Source organism: Actinosynnema mirum DSM 43827, from assembly GCF_000023245.1.
Lineage (GTDB): Bacteria > Actinomycetota > Actinomycetes > Mycobacteriales > Pseudonocardiaceae > Actinosynnema > Actinosynnema mirum.
The window spans coordinates 340,546-355,740 of sequence record NC_013093.1 but is presented as its reverse complement, the minus strand read 5'-3'; the positions used below and the strand labels follow the sequence as shown (position 1 = coordinate 355,740).

The following is a 15,195-nucleotide window of genomic DNA, read 5'->3' as shown; positions in this document are numbered from 1 at the left end:
CGCTCCTCCCTACTCGTCGCCCGCGCCGAGCAGCACGGGGACGTTGTCGATCAGCCTGGTCGACCCGACGCGGGCCGCCACCAGCAGGCGGGCGTCCCCGTTCACCGGCGCGGGGCCGAGGTCGGGGGCGCGCAGCTCCAGGTAGTCCAGGTCGAGGCCCGGCACGGCGTCGAGCGTCGCGCGGGCGGTGGACAGCACGGCCTCCGCGCCCAGGGCGCTCACGTGCGAGCCGGCGACGAGCGCGGCGGACAGCGCGGTGGCGCTCTCCCGCTCCGACTCGGACAGGAAGCGGTTGCGGGAGGACAGGGCGAGCCCGTCCGACTCGCGCACGGTCGGCACGCCGACGACGGCGGTCGGCACGTTCAGGTCGGTGGCCATCCGCCCGATCAGGGAGAGCTGCTGGTAGTCCTTCTCGCCGAACAGGGCGTAGTCGGGCTGCACGACGTTGAACAGCTTCGACACGACGGTGAGCACGCCCGCGAAGTGGCCGGGCCTGCTGGCGCCCTCCAGCTCGGAGCCGAGCGGTCCGGGGTCGAGGGTGACCTGGCTGCCCGCCGGGTACATGGTGGCGACCTCGGGGGCGAACACCAGCGGCGCGCGCTCCTGGCGGCACACCTCCACGTCGGCGTCCAGGTCGCGCGGGTAGCGCTCCAGGTCGGCGGCCTCGCCGAACTGGGTCGGGTTCACGAACACCGACACCACCACGACGGTGTTCTGCAGGACGTGGGCCTCGCGGATGAGCCTGCGGTGGCCCTCGTGCAGCGCGCCCATGGTGGGCACGAGCGCGATGTTGCGGCCCGCCGAGCGCAGCGCCCTGGTGACGCGGCGCAGCCGCTCGGGGTCGCGGTGCACGGTCACCCCGCCGGGGGTGTAGTCGTCCTTGGTCAGCGGCTTCGTCATCGGTCAGTCCTCGTCGAGGGTGGTGCGGACGTCGGTGGCGCGGTCGGCCGGGAGCAGCCCGGCGGACTCGGCCCGGTCTGCGGTGCGCCTGGCGAGCGCGCGGTACGCGTCCAGGGTTCCGGGGGCGCGGTCGGCCAGCACGGCGAGGTGCTTGGCGACGGTGCCGGTGTCGCCCCTGGCGACGGGGCCGGTGAGGGCGCGGTCGCCGTGCCGCAGGGCGTTGTCGAGCGCGGCCCCGAGGAGGGGCGCGAGGACCCGCTCGGGGTTGGCGACGCCCGCGCCGCGCAGTGCCTCGGCGCAGTCGGCGACCAGGGTCATCAGGTGGTTGGCGCCGTGGGTGAGGGCGGCGTGGTAGAGCGGGCGGGCGGACTCCGGGACCCGGACGGCCTCGGCCCCGATCTCCACGACGAGCGCCTCGCCGACGCTCCAGGCGATGTCGTCGCCGTCGGCGGCGGTGACCCCGAAGGTGCAGGCGCGGACCCGGTCCACGTCCTCGGGGCGGCCGGTGAAGGTCATGGCGGGGTGCAGCGCCAGGCACAGCGCGCCCACCTCGGCGGCGGGGGCGAGCGCGGCGACGCCCTGGGCGCCGCTGACGTGCACCACGATCTGGCCCGCGCGCAGCGAGCCGGTGGCCACCAGGCCCCTGACCAGGCCGGGCAGCTCGTCGTCGGGGACGGCGAGCAGGACCAGGTCGGCGCCCGCGGCCACGTCGGGCGGGGGCAGCACGGGGACGTCGGGGAGCAGGGCGTCGGCCCTGCGCAGGGAGGCGGCCCCGACGGCGGAGACCGCGGAGACGGCGTGGCCCGCCCTGGTGAGGGCGGCGCCGAGCACCGAGCCCACCCGGCCTGCCGAGATGACGCCCGCGGCCAGGCGCGCGGGGCGGGGGGTCGCGTCCATGCGACGTTGCTCCTTCAGGACGTTCCAGTCCCGTTGGGGGGTACCGGACGACTCCACCGAGGGTAGTGAGGGGGTGCGGGTGCGGGGGTCAACTGCGACGAACGCCACCCGTGGCGTCGGGGTCGTTCGGCGAGGTCGGGGAGCCGGGGCGGCCCTGGGCGTCCGGGCGGGCCGCGCGGCCCTGGCGGGCGATGCGCGCGATCCGGACGGTGCGCTCCGCGCGCTCGGTGAGCCGGGGACGGCCCGCGCCGTCCGCCGCGCCGAGCGCGCCGGGGGCGTTCACGGCGGCCACGCGGGTGGCCAGCAGGGAGCGCAGGAGGTTCGCGTGGCGGCGGTCCGCGTCCGCGCCCGCCGTGCCCAGCGCCATGCGGTGGCGCAGGAACGCCAGTTCCGTGGCGGCCACCTGGTAGCCGGCCACCGCCTTCGCCGCCCCGTCGCCCGCCTTGCGGCGGACGGTGCGGCGCCAGCGGCTGCGGCCCTGGAGGCTGGCGAGCAGGGTGACCTCGCTGGCGGCGATCCACTGGCGCTCGGCCATGCCGGGCAGCTGCTCGGCGACGATGCGCTGCTCGCGGCGGCGCTGCCACACCACCAGCCAGACCATGCCCGCGAAGATCGGGACCATGATCAGGAAGTAGAGGTTGATGAACGTCGAGCCGGTGCCGACCGTGGTGGAGAAGTTCCACAGCGAGTGCAGGCCCACCGCGCCCAGGTAGCCCAGGAGCGGGCCCGCGATCCGCACGCCCCGCTTGTGGGACATCGCCGCCAGGCCCACGCCGATGCCGAGCATCGAGGTGAACAGCGGGTGGGCGAACGGGGACAGGACGCCGCGCAGGATGAACAGGGCGACCACGCCGCTGCTCGCGTCGCCCAGGCCGCTGTCCACGAAGACGCGGGCGAAGTAGTAGATGTTCTCGGTGAACGCGAAGCCCGCCGCGACCACGCCCGCGTAGACGAGGCCGTCGACGGCGCCGTCGAACTCGTGGCGGCGGCGCAGGAAGAGGGCGATCAGGAAGACGCCCTTGGTGGCCTCCTCCACGATCGGGGCCCCGACCACGGCGGCGAAGGTCGCGCCGTCGCCGTCGTTGATCAGCTCGCCGATCACCTGGGCGGTCTGGTTGAAGACCAGGGAGGTGATGGTCGCGCCGCACGCGCCCCAGGCGAAGCCGAAGAGCAGGATCTTGGCCGGTTCCGGCTCCCAGCGGTCGAGCCAGAGGTAGGCGCTCAGCACCGCCATGACCGGCAGGAGCGAGGCCGCCGCGCCCACCAGGATCGGGGCCAGCCCGACCTTGCTGGTGCCCAGGCCCAGCAGGACCAGACCGCAGACCCCCAGCACGATCAGGGCCGCGACCGGGAGGAGCACGGTCCAGCGGCGTTGCTCGGTCCTCTTGCGGGCCGGCGAGGGTGCGGCAGCGGTCACGTGGTGGAACTTTATAGCGGTGGGGGCGGGGGCGGTGCGGCGATCTCGTCGTGGCTGGTGGGAGGGCCGTCAGGGGCGCCACGGCGGCAGGTCGGGGAGCAGGTCGGCGGTGGTCGTCCCCCTCGGGTGCAGGAGCCAGCCGAAGGCGCCGAGGCCGTGGGGGTCGCGCAGCTCCGCGATCCGGGAGGCGCGGGCCGCGGCGGTGAGCCAGTCGGGGGTGCGGGCGGTGAGCGGCTCGGCGGGCAGGCCGAGGGCGGCCAGGGCGTCCCGCTGCGACACCAGGGTCCACGGGCGGCCCGCGGCCTCGGCGCAGGCGTCCAGGGCGACGTGGGCGGTCAGGTCGCAGGAGCCGTCGAAGACCGGGGCGACCTGGTTCCCGGAGCGGTAGGCGGTGAAGGTGCCCCTGGGGTAGCGGCCCGCGGCGCGGTCGTCGGCCAGGTGGCCGTAGTCGATCGCGAGCGCCGCGCCCCGGACCCGTGCGACGGCCGACGCCCACGCCGCGTCCCTCGGGGCGCCGATCTCCGCCCGCCCACCGGGGCGCAGCGGCCACCAGCGGTCCAGCCAGGGGTCCCGGTGCGGCCAGGCCACCACGGGGCAGGGGAGGGCGTCCAGCCACTCGTGCGCGACCAGGAGGCCGGTGACGCGGTCGGGGAGGTCGCGGGTCCAGCGGACGCCGGGGAGGTCGCGGGTCGGGCCGACGTCCACGGCGGTCACGCGGAGGCGGTCGCGGAGCGCGGGGTCGGCGTCGGCGAGGGCGCGGACCGCCGCGGACAGCTCGCCGCCGCCCGCGCCGAGGTCCACGAGGTCCAGGGCGTCCGGGCGGTCCAGGGCGGTGTCCACGCGGCGGAGCAGCTCCAGGAGCGCCTCCGCCAGCTCGGGGCCGACCAGCGGGGCGGTGCGGAAGTGGTCCGACGGCGCCTCTCCCCTGGTGAAGAAGCCCGACGGCCCGTAGAGCGCGGTGCGCCACGCCGATTCCACGTCCTGCACGCGGGGCAGTGTGCCCGACGCCGGGTCCGATCACCGCCGGCCCTCGGGCGCGGGGCGGACGACGCTGGGGCGCATGGAGTTCCACGTGATCGCCGAGGACGTCCTCGCCCGCGCCAGGGCCGCTGCGGGAGCCGACGAGGAGCACGAGCTGACCACCGCGCCGGGCGTTCCGCTGCGCTGCTGCCTGCGCCGGGCGGGCTCGGAGGCGCTGGTGCTGTTCCGGTACCGGCCGGGCGCGGGGCGCGGGCCGTACGCGGAGGTGGGGCCGGTGTACGCGCACGCCGAGCGGTGCGCGGGGCCGGAGGTCGTGGACGGGGGGCTGCCGCTGTTCACCGCGCCCCGCGTGCTGCGGGCCTACACGGCCGGGGGGCGAATCCACGACGGGGTGCTGTCCGGGCCGGACAGCGGGAGGGAGGACTTGGCGGCGCTGCTCGCGGACCCGGCCGTCGCGCGGGTGCAGGTGCGGTCGCCGACGCACGGCTGCTTCCTCTTCGAGGTCACGGGGTCCGCCGTGCGAGCATGAGCGGGTGCAGATCACCGTGGGCGTGGGAGCTGGGGCCAAGCACCTCGGGGTCGACCGGGTGGTCGACCTGGGGCCGCTGCACCCCTCCGCGCACGGGGCCTACCGGCTGCGGCTGACCGTGCGGGACGACGAGGTGATCACCTCGGCCGAGCCGCTGGTCGGGCACCTGCACCGGGGCGCGGAGAAGCTGTTCGAGGTGCGCGACTACCGGCAGGTGCTGACCCTGGCGAACCGGCACGACTGGCTGGCGGCGTTCTGCAACGAGCTGGCCGTGGCGCTGGCGGTCGAGCGGATGACCGGGATGGACGTGCCGCCGCGCGCGCAGTGGCTGCGGGCGCTGCTGTGCGAGCTGAACCGGGTCATGGCGCACCTGGTGTTCCTGGCCCCGCTGACCGACCCGGTGGCGGCGGCGCGGGGGCGGGAGGCCGTGCAGGCGGTGCTGGAGGAGGCGTCCGGCGGGCGCATCCACTTCATGGCCAACCGGATCGGCGGGCTGCGCGAGGACGTCCCGGCGGGCTGGGCGGAGCGGGTGGCGGGCGCGCTGGACGCGGTCGAGGTCCCCGAGGTGCCGACCGGCCTGGCGGGGTTGGGGGTGCTGAGCCGGGCGGACGCGCTGGCGCGGGGCGTGACCGGCCCGATCGGGCGGGCGTCCGGGGTGGACCTGGATTTGCGGCGCGACGACCCGCTGCCCGCGTACCGGGAGCTGGACGTGCGGCCGAGCGTGCGGGACGGCGGCGACGCGCACGCCAGGGTCGCGTGCATGGTCGACGACCTGGCGCAGGCGGTGGCGCTGGCGCGCGAGTGCCTGCGACGCCTGCCGGGCGGCCCGGTGAACCTGAGGCTGCCCAAGGCGGTCAAGGCCCCGGAGGGGTCGGTGTACACGCGGGTGGAGGCGCCGCTCGGGGTGTCGGGGGTGCACCTGGCGTCGCGCGGGGAGAAGACGCCGTGGCGGCTGAAGCTGCGGACGCCGTCGTTCAACAACGTGCAGGCGCTGTCCGCGCTGCTGCCGGGAACCCCGGTGGCGCAACTCCCCCTGGTGCTCGGCTCGTTCGCGGTCGTCGTCGGCGACATCGACCGCTGAGCGGGCGCGCGGGTGCGCGGGGGCGCGGGCAGGAAACGGCTCCACGCAAGGGAACCCCGCGCAGGGAAACCGAGAGGGGAACCGGCCGGCGTCGGACAGCTCGACGCACAACCCGCTGACACCTATGGCATCCGGCCCGCCACACCCACCCGCGCCCAACCATGGGCACCCGCCCGCGTCCATAGGTGCTTGTTCGCACCCATGGGCACCACCCGCTCCAATAGACACACGCCGTGCCCATAGGCACCTACCCGCAACCGCGTCCACCCGCGTCCATAGGTGCCGCTCGCGCCTGCCCACGCCCATAGGCGTGCTCGCGCCCGACCTCGCCCATCCGCAACCGTCCCCAACCCCGGCCCCGACCCCAACCCCAACCCCAACCCCGGCCCCGGCCCTCGCGCGTCCACCAAGTCCGCGTCGAAATCCTTGCGTGCAAGCAAAAGCGCCCCGGTTCCCAGGAACCGGGGCGCTTCCGCTCGTGCCGCTAGTCCTCGCGGCGGCGTCTGCGGCGGGGGGAGTCGCCGCCGCCGAAGGCCGCCAGGAGTTCGCTGACGGACTTGCCGTCCGCGTGCGCGCCCGCCGCCGGGTCCGGCTCGGGCGCCGCGCGCCTGCCCGCGGCGGGCTGGGGGGCCTCGTCGCGGGGGTCGGCCCTGCGCCTGCCGCCTGCCGCCTGCTCCGGCTGCTCGGGCTGGGGGGCGTGGGGCGTCGCCTCGTCGGCGACCGGGCGGCGGGTCGTGGACTGCTCCGACGCGGACCTGCCTCCCGCCACCGCGCGGCGCACGCCGCCCGCCTGCTCGGACGCCGAGAGGCCGCCCGCGACAGGACGTCGCACCGCCGACTGCTCCGAGGCCGACCGGCCCGCTGCCGCCGCCGGGCGTCGCACGCCCGACTGCTCCGAGGCGGAACGCCCGCCCGCGACGCCCCGCCGCACGCCCGACTGCTCGGACGCCGTCCGGCCCGTCGCCGCGGCGGGACGCCTTGCCTGCTGCGCACCCTGCTCGGCCGCCGCCGGGCGTCCACCCGCGACGGACCTGCGCACGCCCGACTGCTCGGACGCGGTCAGCCCGCCCGCCGCCGGGCGGGCGGGGCGCTCCTCGGCCACCGAGTCGCGGCTGATCATCTCGGTGCGCTCGGCGATCCGGCTGCGCCGCTGCGACTCCGCCGTCTTCACGGGCTCGCCCTGACCGCGCGAGGCCGCCGCGCCACCGCGCGCCGACTGGTCGGTGAAGTAGTCCTGCGCCGTGCCCTCGGCGGGCCTCGGCTGCTGCTGCTTGGCGGGGTGCGCCACCTGCGCCGTCGGCGCGGCCTGGGCCGCCGCGGGCTTCGCCTGGGCGGCGGGTCGCTGCGGTTCCGCCTTCGGCTGGGCGCGCTTCACGCCCGGCGGCTGCACGGCCTGCTTCGGCGCGGCGGGCGCGGCGGACTTCGGCTGCGGCGGCCTGGTGCCGCTGCGGACCGGGTCGCGGCGCACGGGTTCGGCGCGGGCCGCCTCGCGGCGCACCGGCTCGACCCTGCGGGCCGGCTGCGCGTCGGTGACGCGCTCGATCAGCTCGGTCTGCTCCGCCGGGTCCAGGTCGACCACGGACGGCTGGTCGTCCTTCTTCGCCTTGCCCGAGGTGATGACCCGGTGCTCGTTCATGGCGGACACCAGGCGGGACTGGTCCAACCGGGACTGGTCGCCCAGCGAGCGCATCCGCGTGGCCTCCGCCCGCAGCGCCACCCGCTCGACCAGCACCTCGCCGCCCAGCAGCGCCTCCAGGTTCTCGCGCAGCGCGCGCAGCTCGCCGCGCAGCGCGTCCAAGTCGTCCTTCGCGTCCTCCTGCGCCTTGCGGTGGGCCTCGGTCTCCAGCTCCAGCTCGAACTCGCGCCTCGCGGCGACCTCGCGCTCCAGCTCCAGCTCGTACACGTTCTGGAGGTCGGCCACCTCGTCCTCGCGGTCGGCCACCTGGCGGCGGTAGCGCGCGGCCAGGAAGGCGCCCACGAGCGCGGCCCACAGCGCCGACACCACGGCCAGCCTCAACCAGCGGGCGTTGTCACTCAGCACCAGCACGGCCGCGGCAACGAGGGCGAACGCCAGTGCTGCGACCAGCAGGAGGCGCGCGGAGCCACGACCGTGTTCTTGCTGCTCGTCGTCTCTCGACGGGGCTCGCCCGGTCATGGGCACCACGGTACCGGTCGGTTACCCGTTTGAGACCTCGGCATCCGGTTTCACGCTCGGCGCTCGGGCTCGTCCGGGGTTCGGCAGCAGCGCTCCAACCACAGTCCGGAGGCGGTCAGCGCCGCAGCGCACACGAGTCCCACCACGGCGCTGGTCAGGTCGTTGTCCGCCGCGGGGAAGCGGCCCCGCGCGGGGGCCACGTGCAGCAGCACCGCGCCCCACGCGCCCGCCATGATCGCGCCCAGCACCGAGGAGGCCTTGGCGAGCGCGACGGCGCGGGCGGCGGTGAGCGGCTGCACCGGTTCGGCGCCGGGCTTGCGCAGGATGCGGGCGCGCAGCGACACCGCGAGACCGAGGTCGATCGCGGCGATCACCAGCAGGACCAGCCCGGCGAGCCTGGGCAGCGGCGGCAGCCCGGAGTAGGAGAGCTTGAGCAGCAGGAAGACCAGGGCGGCCGAGCCGAGCCCGGCCGCGAGCAGGTCGCGCCCTTTGGTGAACGTCACAGCGCGACCTCCAGCCTCCGCACCCCGGACAGGTCCACCCCGGACAGCAGGTCGGCGACCCGCCCGTGCCCCGGCAGCACCGCGTCCGGGTCGACGTCCAGCCAGGGCGCCAGCACGGTGGCCCGCTCGTGCGCGCCGGGGTGCGGCAGCAGCAGCTCGGGGTCCTCGGACCGCACGTCGTCCACGGCCACCACGTCCACGTCGAGCGTGCGCGGCCCCCAGCGGCGCTCCCTGACCCGCCCGGCGGCCCGCTCCAGCTCCTGGCCCCGGCGCAGCCAGCCCCACTCGTCCAGGTCGCCCTCGACGAGCAGGACGGCGTTGAGGAAGTCGTCCTGGTCGGTGACGCCCCACGGGGCGGTCTCGTACACCGGGGAGGCGGCGAGCAGCCACGGCCGGAAGCCGTCGACGGCCGAGCGCAGGTGGGCGAGCCGGTCGCCGAGGTTGGAGCCGAGGGACAGCACGGCGCGGCTCACCGGGTCCTCCGCACGGTCACCGCCACGTCGGCGAAGATCAGCGGGATCGGCGCGTGCGGCTTGTGGACGGTCACCTCGGTCGCGGTGACCCGCCCGTCGGCCATGACCACGTCGGCGGCGCGTCCGGCGACGGTCTCGATGAGGTCGTGCGGCCCGCCCGCGACGACCTCGGCGACCCGCTCGGCCAGCTCGCCGTAGTGCAGGGTCTCGCGCAGGTCGTCGGTGGCGGCGGCGCGGGTCAGGTCCAGCCACACCACCACGTCGACCAGGAAGTCCTGGCCGTCGCGCTTCTCGTGCTCGAACACGCCGTGGTGCGCGCGCACCGTCAGGCCGCGCAGCTCGATCCGGTCGCCGGACCCCGTCGCCTCAGCCACGACCGGCCCGCCACGCGCCCGCGACGGCCACCGCGTCCACCGAGCGCGGCACGTCGTGCACCCGCACGCCCCAGGCGCCGTTGAACGCGGCCAGCGCCGACACGGCCGCCGTCGCGTCCTCCCGGCCCGCCGGGGGCCGCTCGCCCAGCAGGGCGCCGAGGAACCGCTTGCGGGAGGCGCCGACCAGCACCGGGAAGCCGAGGTCGATCAGCTCGTCCAGCCGGTTCAGCAGCTGCCAGTTGTGCTCGGCGCGCTTCGCGAAGCCCAGGCCGGGGTCGACCACCACGTTCTCGGCCCGCACCCCGGCGGCGAGGGCGGCGTCCACGCGGGCGGACAGCTCGTCGCGGACCTCCCGCACCACGTCGGAGTACTCGGCGAGCCGGTCCATGCCTGCGCTGTGCCCGCGCCAGTGCATGACCACGTACGGCACGTCCGCCTCGGCGACGACCCTCAGCATGTCCGGGTCGGCCAGGCCGCCGGACACGTCGTTGACCACCGACACCCCGGCCTCCAGCGCGGCGACGGCCACCTCGGAGCGGGTGGTGTCCACGCTGGTCACCACCCCCTGCGCGGACAGCGCGGCGATCACGTGCGAGGTGCGGGCGACCTCCAGGTCGCTCGGCACCCGCTCGGCTCCTGGCCTGGTGGACTCGCCGCCCACGTCGACCAGGTGCGCGCCCTGGTCGCGCAGGGCCAGCCCGTGCGCGACGGCGTCGGCAAGGCCCAGGTAGCGACCGCCGTCGGAGAACGAGTCGGCGGTGACGTTCAGGACGCCCATCACGACGCACCCGCCCGGCGTCGGGAGCCCGCCCACGGTCAGCGCCCCTTGATCAGGGAGATGGCCTCGGCGCGCGAGGACGCCGAGGTGCGCAGCAGGCCGCGCACGGCGGAGGTGGTGGTGCGCGAGCCGGGCTTGCGCACGCCGCGCATCCCCATGCACAGGTGCTCGGCCTCGACCACGACGATGACGCCGCGCGGCTCCAGCCTGCGCACGAGCGCGTCGGCGACCTGCGAGGTCAGCCGCTCCTGCACCTGGGGGCGCTTGGCGTACAGGTCGACCAGCCGGGCCAGCTTGGACAGCCCGGTGACGCGGCCCTGCTCGTTCGGGATGTACCCGACGTGCGCGACGCCGTGGAACGGCAGCAGGTGGTGCTCGCAGAACGAGTAGACCGGGATTTCCGTGACCAGGACGAGTTCCTCGTGGCTCTCGTCGAAGGTCTTGGCCAGCACGCCGTCCGGCTCGGTGAACAGGCCGGCGAACATCTCGCGGTAGGCCCGCGCGACCCGCGCGGGCGTCTCGCGCAGTCCCTCGCGCTCGGGGTCCTCGCCGCAGGCGAGCAGCAGCTCGCGCACGGCGGCCTCGGCGCGCTCCTGGTCGAAGGGCCGCTTCGCGGCGACGCCGGCCTCCCCGTTGCTGGGGAGACCGGCGTTGTCGAATTCGATCACTTGCGGTTGTCCGGGTCCGAGTCGAAGTTCCGCTTGTCCGCGTCCGCCGGGTCCGGCCGCCACGCGGGTGTGGTCGGCTGGCCCCCGCTGCCCGGCACGGTGGCCGGGGTCCAGCCGGGGGGCGCCCCGTAGTTGGGCGGCCCCGAGCCGGGGGTGACCTGCTGCGGCGGGTGCTGGACGCCGTTGGCGCCAGCGGGGACCTGCTGCGGCTGGGCCGGTCCCTGCGGGGTCTCGGGTGCGGGCGCGGGCAGTGCCGCGGGCTCGGCCTCGACCTGGTCCTCGACCACCGGCGGCCACGGCTCGCCGCGCTCCCTGGCCAGCTCGCCGGGGGTCTTGACCGGCGGCTTGGTCGACGGGATGCGGTTGCCGAAGTCGTTGAACTGGGTGATCCGGGGGCGCTTCTCGACGCCCGCGAAGATCCGCTCCAGGTCCTTCTGGTGGAGCGTCTCCTTGTCGATCAGCTCCAGCGTCAGGTCGTCGAGGACGTCGCGGTAGGTGTTCAGCACCTCGTAGGCCTCCGTGTGGGCGGCCTCGATGAGCTTGCGCACCTCCTCGTCGATCTCGTGCGCGACCTCCAGCGAGTAGTCGGCCTGGCGACCGGCGTTGCGGCCGAGGAACGGCTCGCCCTGCTCCTGGCCGTACTTGACGGCGCCGAGGCGGGAGCTCATGCCGTACTCGGTGACCATCGCGCGGGCGATCTTGGTCGCCTGCTCGATGTCGTTGGACGCGCCGGTGGTGGGCTCGTGGAAGACGAGCTCCTCCGCCGAGCGGCCACCGAGCGCGAACACCAGCCGGGCGATCATCTCGGACCTGGTCATCAGGTCCTTGTCCTCCTCGGGGACGGACAGCGTGTGACCGCCGGTGCGCCCCCTGGCGAGGATGGTGACCTTGTAGACCGGGTCGATGTCCGGCATCGCCCACGCGGCCAGCGCGTGGCCCGCCTCGTGGTAGGCCGTGATCTTCTTCTCCTTCTCGGAGATGATCCGGCTCTTGCGGGCGGGACCGCCGATGACGCGGTCGACCGACTCCTCCAGCGCGGAGCCGTCGATGACGGTGCCGTTCTGGCGGGCGGTGAGCAGCGCGGCCTCGTTGATGACGTTGGCCAGGTCGGCTCCGGAGAACCCGACGGTGCGCTTGGCCAGGCCGTCGAGGTCGGTGTCAGGGGCCAACGGCTTGCCCTTGGCGTGCACCCGGAGGATCTGCTTGCGGCCCTTCAGGTCCGGCGCGGACACCGGGATCTGCCGGTCGAAGCGGCCGGGGCGCAGCAGGGCGGGGTCGAGGATGTCGGGCCGGTTGGTCGCCGCGATCAGGATGATCCCGCCGCGCGAGTCGAAGCCGTCCATCTCCACGAGCAGCTGGTTGAGCGTCTGCTCGCGCTCGTCGTGCCCGCCGCCCATGCCCGCGCCGCGGTGGCGGCCCACCGCGTCGATCTCGTCGACGAAGATGATGCAGGGCGCGTTCTGCTTGGCCTGCTCGAACAGGTCGCGCACGCGCGAGGCGCCGACGCCGACGAACATCTCGACGAAGTCCGAGCCGGAGATCGAGTAGAACGGCACGCCCGCCTCACCGGCGACGGCCCTGGCCAGCAGGGTCTTGCCGGTGCCGGGGGGCCCGTAGAGCAGGACGCCCTTCGGGATCTTCGCCCCGAGCGCCTGGTAGCGGCCGGGGTTCTGGAGGAAGTCCTTGATCTCGTAGAGCTCCTCCACCGCCTCCTCGGCTCCCGCGACGTCGGCGAACGTCGTCTTGGGCATGTCCTTGGAGAGCTGCTTTGCCTTGGACTTGCCGAAGTTGAGGACGCGGTTCCCGCCACCCTGGGCGTTGTTCATCATCCACATCAGCAGCAGGAGCAGCAGCCCCAGCGGCACCAGGTACAGGAGCATCTGCGTGAGCAGGGAGTCCTGGGTCACCTTGGTCTCGACCTGCGGCTTGTTGCCCGCCTGGTCGACCAGGGTGAACACCTCGTCCGTGGCACTGGCCGGGTACGAGGCCATCAGGAGGCCGTGGTTCTCGAAGGTGGAACCGTCGTTGAGGACGAGTTTGAGCTTCTGCTCCTTGTCCTCGATCGTGGCTTCCTTGACCTTCCCGTCCCGCACCTGTTGGAGGGCTTGGGAGGTCGTGACCTGGTGGTAGTTCCGGTCCTCGTCGAAGAGCACGCTGAAGACGTAGAAGAGGAGCACCACCGCCACGATCCACAGCAGCGGGTTGCGAAGCAGGCGCTTGCGGTCCATTCACTTACGGCCGTCGGGCGGCCTCGACCCTCCCTGACTTGTTGACGGGCGCGGACGGGCACACCCGTCCGACCAGACTACCGCCCGAACGACCGGTGCATCGCCCCGCGTGCGCGGGGCCCGCCCCGGTTGTCGCGTTCGAGGGACCAACGGGCGGAAGGGCTCTCCGGTTCCCGCTGCGGCGCCCGGTTCCGACCGCAGGTCAGGAACGGTCGGAACCGGGACTCGCAGCACGGGTTGAACCGCGCCCACCGGATTCCCGTAACTCTTTCGAGGGAAACGTTGTGACGTTGGCGCGGACGGGGACAACCGGCCGCCGCACGTGACCTCAGCCACGGAAGCGCAGGTCAGAGCGGTAAGCGTGTCATCCTCGGTTACCGTACGAGGTCACCATCGGTAACGCCGAGTGATCAATCCCCTCCCCCGGAGGGGTGAAAACCACCGGATCGAAGGTGCGCAGAGAAGATGTCAGCCCGCAGCGAACGCCCCGGCCGCGCCCGGCGGATCGCACTGCCCCTGGGGGCCCTGGTCGGCGTGCTCGCCGCGGGGGCCACCGCCGTGGTCGCGCTGAAGGCGACCAGCGGCCCGGACTGCACCGGCACCCTCCCGCTCAAGGTCGCCACCACCCCGGCCGCCGAGGCGGTCGTGCGCGGCGCGGCCGACGACTACCAGGCCACCCAGCCCGTCGTGGACGGCCGGTGCGTGCAGGTCCAGGTCGAGGCGCGCACCGCCGCCGACGTGGCGCACGAGCTGCCGACCGCCCGGATCAACCCGCCCGTCATGTGGGTCCCGGACTCGACCATGTGGGCCGAGGAGGCCCAGCGCCAGTCCGCGAGCCTGGGCGCCGAGGCGCCCGCGCTGGAGGTCGGCGAGCCGCTGGCCGGGTCCCCGCTGGTCATCGCGGGTCCGGCGGAGAAGCTGCGCGGGCTGGGCTGGCCGAGCACCTCGGTCGCCTGGGCCAGCGTGCTCGCGCCCGGCGTGGAGGCCGCGGTGAGCGACCCGACCACCTCCACCGAGGGCCTGGCCACCCTGGCGGTCATCCGCGCCAGGCTCGGCAACGCGGACGGCACGCCCAACCAGGAGCTGATCGGCTCGCTGATGCGGATCGGGCGCAACGCCGTGACCGTGCGCGACTCCTTCAACCGGGTCGGCCAGGACGAGGGGAGCGCGCCGCTGTTCACCGCCTCCGAGCAGGCCGTGCTGGCCGCGAACCGGGCGGCCGGCGGGCTGCGGGTCGCCGCCTCCTACCCGGCCGAGGGCACGATGCTGCTCGACTACCCGGTGGTGCGGATCAAGCGCGCCTCCGACCAGCCGGGCACCGGGGTCGCGGCGAGCGGCTTCGAGCAGGCGCTGCGCAGCGCCAAGACCCGCGAGCGGTTCGTGGACGCGGGCTTCCGCACCCCGGACGGGCAGGCGGCGGCCGGGCTGTCGGCCGAGCGCGACGGGGTCGGCGGCGACGCGGTGAACGCGATGCCGAAGCCGAGCCCGGCCGAGGTGTCCGAGCTGCTGGGCACCTGGGGCGCGGTGAGCCTGGACTCGCGGATGCTCGCGGTGCTGGACGTGTCCGGCTCGATGACCGAGCTGATGGGCAACGGCCAGACCCGCATGGCGGCGGCGTCCGAGGCGGCGCTGACCGCGCTGGGGATGCTGCCGGACACCTCGGAGATCGGCCTGTGGGCGTTCTCCACGAACAAGAGGCCGCCGAACGACTGGGTCGAGCTGGTGCCGCTCGGCCCGCTCGGCGAGGTGCTGGGCAGCGCGCCGAGGCGGACGCGGCTCCAGCAGGGCGCCAAGGGCCTGGCGGCGCTGGTCGGCGGCGGGACCGCGCTGAACGACACCACGCTCGCGGCGTTCCGGAGGATGCAGTCCACGTACGACCCCGAGAAGATCAACTCAGTGGTGCTGATCACCGACGGCCGCAACGACGACTACGCCAGCATCACCACCGCGCAGCTGCTGCAGGCGCTGGAGTCGGAGTCCGACCCGGCGCGCCCGATCCCGCTGATCATGGTCGGGCTGGGCCAGGAGGCCGACATGGAGGCGCTGCAGGAGATCTCCTCGGCCACCGGCGGCAAGGCCTACCAGGCGCTGGAGGCGGCCGACATCCGCAGCGTGCTGCTGGACGCGATCTCCCAGCGGCGGTGCAGGCCCAACTGCTGAGCCGCCCCCGCACGCGCGGGAAAGCCGCCCGCCCCGCGAACCGCGGGTGCG

General features: G+C 74.8%; 14 protein-coding genes. 3 read left to right on the top strand and 11 right to left on the bottom strand.

Annotation, left to right across the window (positions count from 1 at the left end):
• Positions 1 to 9: 9 nt before the first annotated feature.
• From panC to AMIR_RS01640, 4 genes are all read right to left on the bottom strand, one after another.
• Entirely contained in the window at positions 10 to 900 is an 891-nt protein-coding gene (panC, locus tag AMIR_RS01655) for a pantoate--beta-alanine ligase (protein WP_012782957.1), read from the bottom strand.
• 3 nt (positions 901 to 903) lie between these two features.
• Positions 904 to 1,797 carry a Rossmann-like and DUF2520 domain-containing protein gene (locus AMIR_RS01650; RefSeq protein ID WP_012782956.1) on the bottom strand — a complete coding sequence of 298 codons (894 nt, stop codon included), beginning with the start codon at positions 1,795 to 1,797 and terminating at the stop codon, positions 904 to 906.
• A gap of 88 nt (positions 1,798 to 1,885) precedes the next feature.
• Positions 1,886 to 3,214 (bottom strand): PrsW family intramembrane metalloprotease, encoded by a 1,329-nt coding sequence (locus tag AMIR_RS01645; RefSeq protein WP_012782955.1) that lies wholly within the window; start codon positions 3,212 to 3,214, stop codon positions 1,886 to 1,888.
• Between the two features lie 69 nt (positions 3,215 to 3,283).
• Positions 3,284 to 4,201 (bottom strand): SAM-dependent methyltransferase, encoded by a 918-nt coding sequence (locus AMIR_RS01640; RefSeq protein WP_012782954.1) that lies wholly within the window; start codon positions 4,199 to 4,201, stop codon positions 3,284 to 3,286.
• Positions 4,202 to 4,274: 73 nt separating this feature from the next.
• On the opposite strand from AMIR_RS01640, the gene AMIR_RS01635 reads away from it, so the two are divergent.
• Both AMIR_RS01635 and AMIR_RS01630 read left to right on the top strand, forming a co-directional pair.
• The gene (locus AMIR_RS01635) at positions 4,275 to 4,724 is read left to right on the top strand and encodes a DUF1203 domain-containing protein (protein ID WP_041836518.1); all 450 of its coding nucleotides are present in this window, start codon (positions 4,275 to 4,277) and stop codon (positions 4,722 to 4,724) included.
• A 4-nt stretch (positions 4,725 to 4,728) separates the two neighbouring features.
• Positions 4,729 to 5,805 carry an NADH-quinone oxidoreductase subunit D gene (locus tag AMIR_RS01630; RefSeq protein ID WP_012782952.1) on the top strand — a complete coding sequence of 359 codons (1,077 nt, stop codon included), beginning with the start codon at positions 4,729 to 4,731 and terminating at the stop codon, positions 5,803 to 5,805.
• Positions 5,806 to 6,289: 484 nt separating this feature from the next.
• On the opposite strand, the gene AMIR_RS01625 is transcribed toward AMIR_RS01630, so the two are convergent.
• From AMIR_RS01625 to ftsH, 7 genes are read right to left on the bottom strand one after another with little or no spacing between them, the layout of a single operon-like run.
• Positions 6,290 to 7,960, bottom strand: a complete 1,671-nt coding sequence (locus AMIR_RS01625; protein ID WP_012782951.1) for a DUF6779 domain-containing protein — start codon at positions 7,958 to 7,960, stop codon at positions 6,290 to 6,292.
• Between the two features lie 50 nt (positions 7,961 to 8,010).
• Positions 8,011 to 8,463 carry a DUF3180 domain-containing protein gene (locus AMIR_RS01620; protein ID WP_012782950.1) on the bottom strand — a complete coding sequence of 151 codons (453 nt, stop codon included), beginning with the start codon at positions 8,461 to 8,463 and terminating at the stop codon, positions 8,011 to 8,013.
• Complete coding sequence (gene folK, locus AMIR_RS01615) at positions 8,460 to 8,936, bottom strand: 2-amino-4-hydroxy-6-hydroxymethyldihydropteridine diphosphokinase (RefSeq protein ID WP_012782949.1); 477 nt, start codon at positions 8,934 to 8,936, stop codon at positions 8,460 to 8,462. The genes AMIR_RS01620 and folK overlap by 4 nt, the downstream gene beginning before the upstream one ends.
• On the bottom strand, positions 8,933 to 9,310 hold the full coding sequence (gene folB / locus AMIR_RS01610) for a dihydroneopterin aldolase (protein ID WP_012782948.1): 378 nt from the start codon (positions 9,308 to 9,310) through the stop codon (positions 8,933 to 8,935). The genes folK and folB overlap by 4 nt, the downstream gene beginning before the upstream one ends.
• Positions 9,303 to 10,130, bottom strand: a complete 828-nt coding sequence (gene folP, locus AMIR_RS01605; RefSeq protein WP_240438963.1) for a dihydropteroate synthase — start codon at positions 10,128 to 10,130, stop codon at positions 9,303 to 9,305. The genes folB and folP overlap by 8 nt, the downstream gene beginning before the upstream one ends.
• Positions 10,127 to 10,756: a GTP cyclohydrolase I FolE gene (folE, locus tag AMIR_RS01600; RefSeq protein WP_012782946.1), complete on the bottom strand. Its 630-nt coding sequence runs from the start codon at positions 10,754 to 10,756 to the stop codon at positions 10,127 to 10,129. Before folE ends, folP begins: the two co-directional genes overlap by 4 nt.
• Entirely contained in the window at positions 10,753 to 12,984 is a 2,232-nt protein-coding gene (ftsH, locus tag AMIR_RS01595) for an ATP-dependent zinc metalloprotease FtsH (protein ID WP_012782945.1), read from the bottom strand. Before ftsH ends, folE begins: the two co-directional genes overlap by 4 nt.
• Positions 12,985 to 13,449: 465 nt before the next feature.
• Here ftsH and AMIR_RS01590 point away from each other — a divergent pair, with 465 nt between their 5' ends.
• Entirely contained in the window at positions 13,450 to 15,144 is a 1,695-nt protein-coding gene (locus AMIR_RS01590) for a substrate-binding and VWA domain-containing protein (protein WP_012782944.1), read from the top strand.
• Positions 15,145 to 15,195: the final 51 nt, after the last annotated feature.

Bases quoted from the DNA above. Each gene is read 5' to 3' on its own strand.
- panC (WP_012782957.1), bottom strand. From the start codon at position 900: ATGACGAAGCCGCTGACCAAGGACGACTACACCCCCGGCGGGGTGACC.
- AMIR_RS01650 (WP_012782956.1), bottom strand. From the start codon at position 1,797: ATGGACGCGACCCCCCGCCCCGCGCGCCTGGCCGCGGGCGTCATCTCG.
- AMIR_RS01635 (WP_041836518.1), top strand. From the start codon at position 4,275: ATGGAGTTCCACGTGATCGCCGAGGACGTCCTCGCCCGCGCCAGGGCC.
- AMIR_RS01625 (WP_012782951.1), bottom strand. From the start codon at position 7,960: ATGACCGGGCGAGCCCCGTCGAGAGACGACGAGCAGCAAGAACACGGT.
- ftsH (WP_012782945.1), bottom strand. From the start codon at position 12,984: ATGGACCGCAAGCGCCTGCTTCGCAACCCGCTGCTGTGGATCGTGGCG.
- AMIR_RS01590 (WP_012782944.1), top strand. From the start codon at position 13,450: ATGTCAGCCCGCAGCGAACGCCCCGGCCGCGCCCGGCGGATCGCACTG.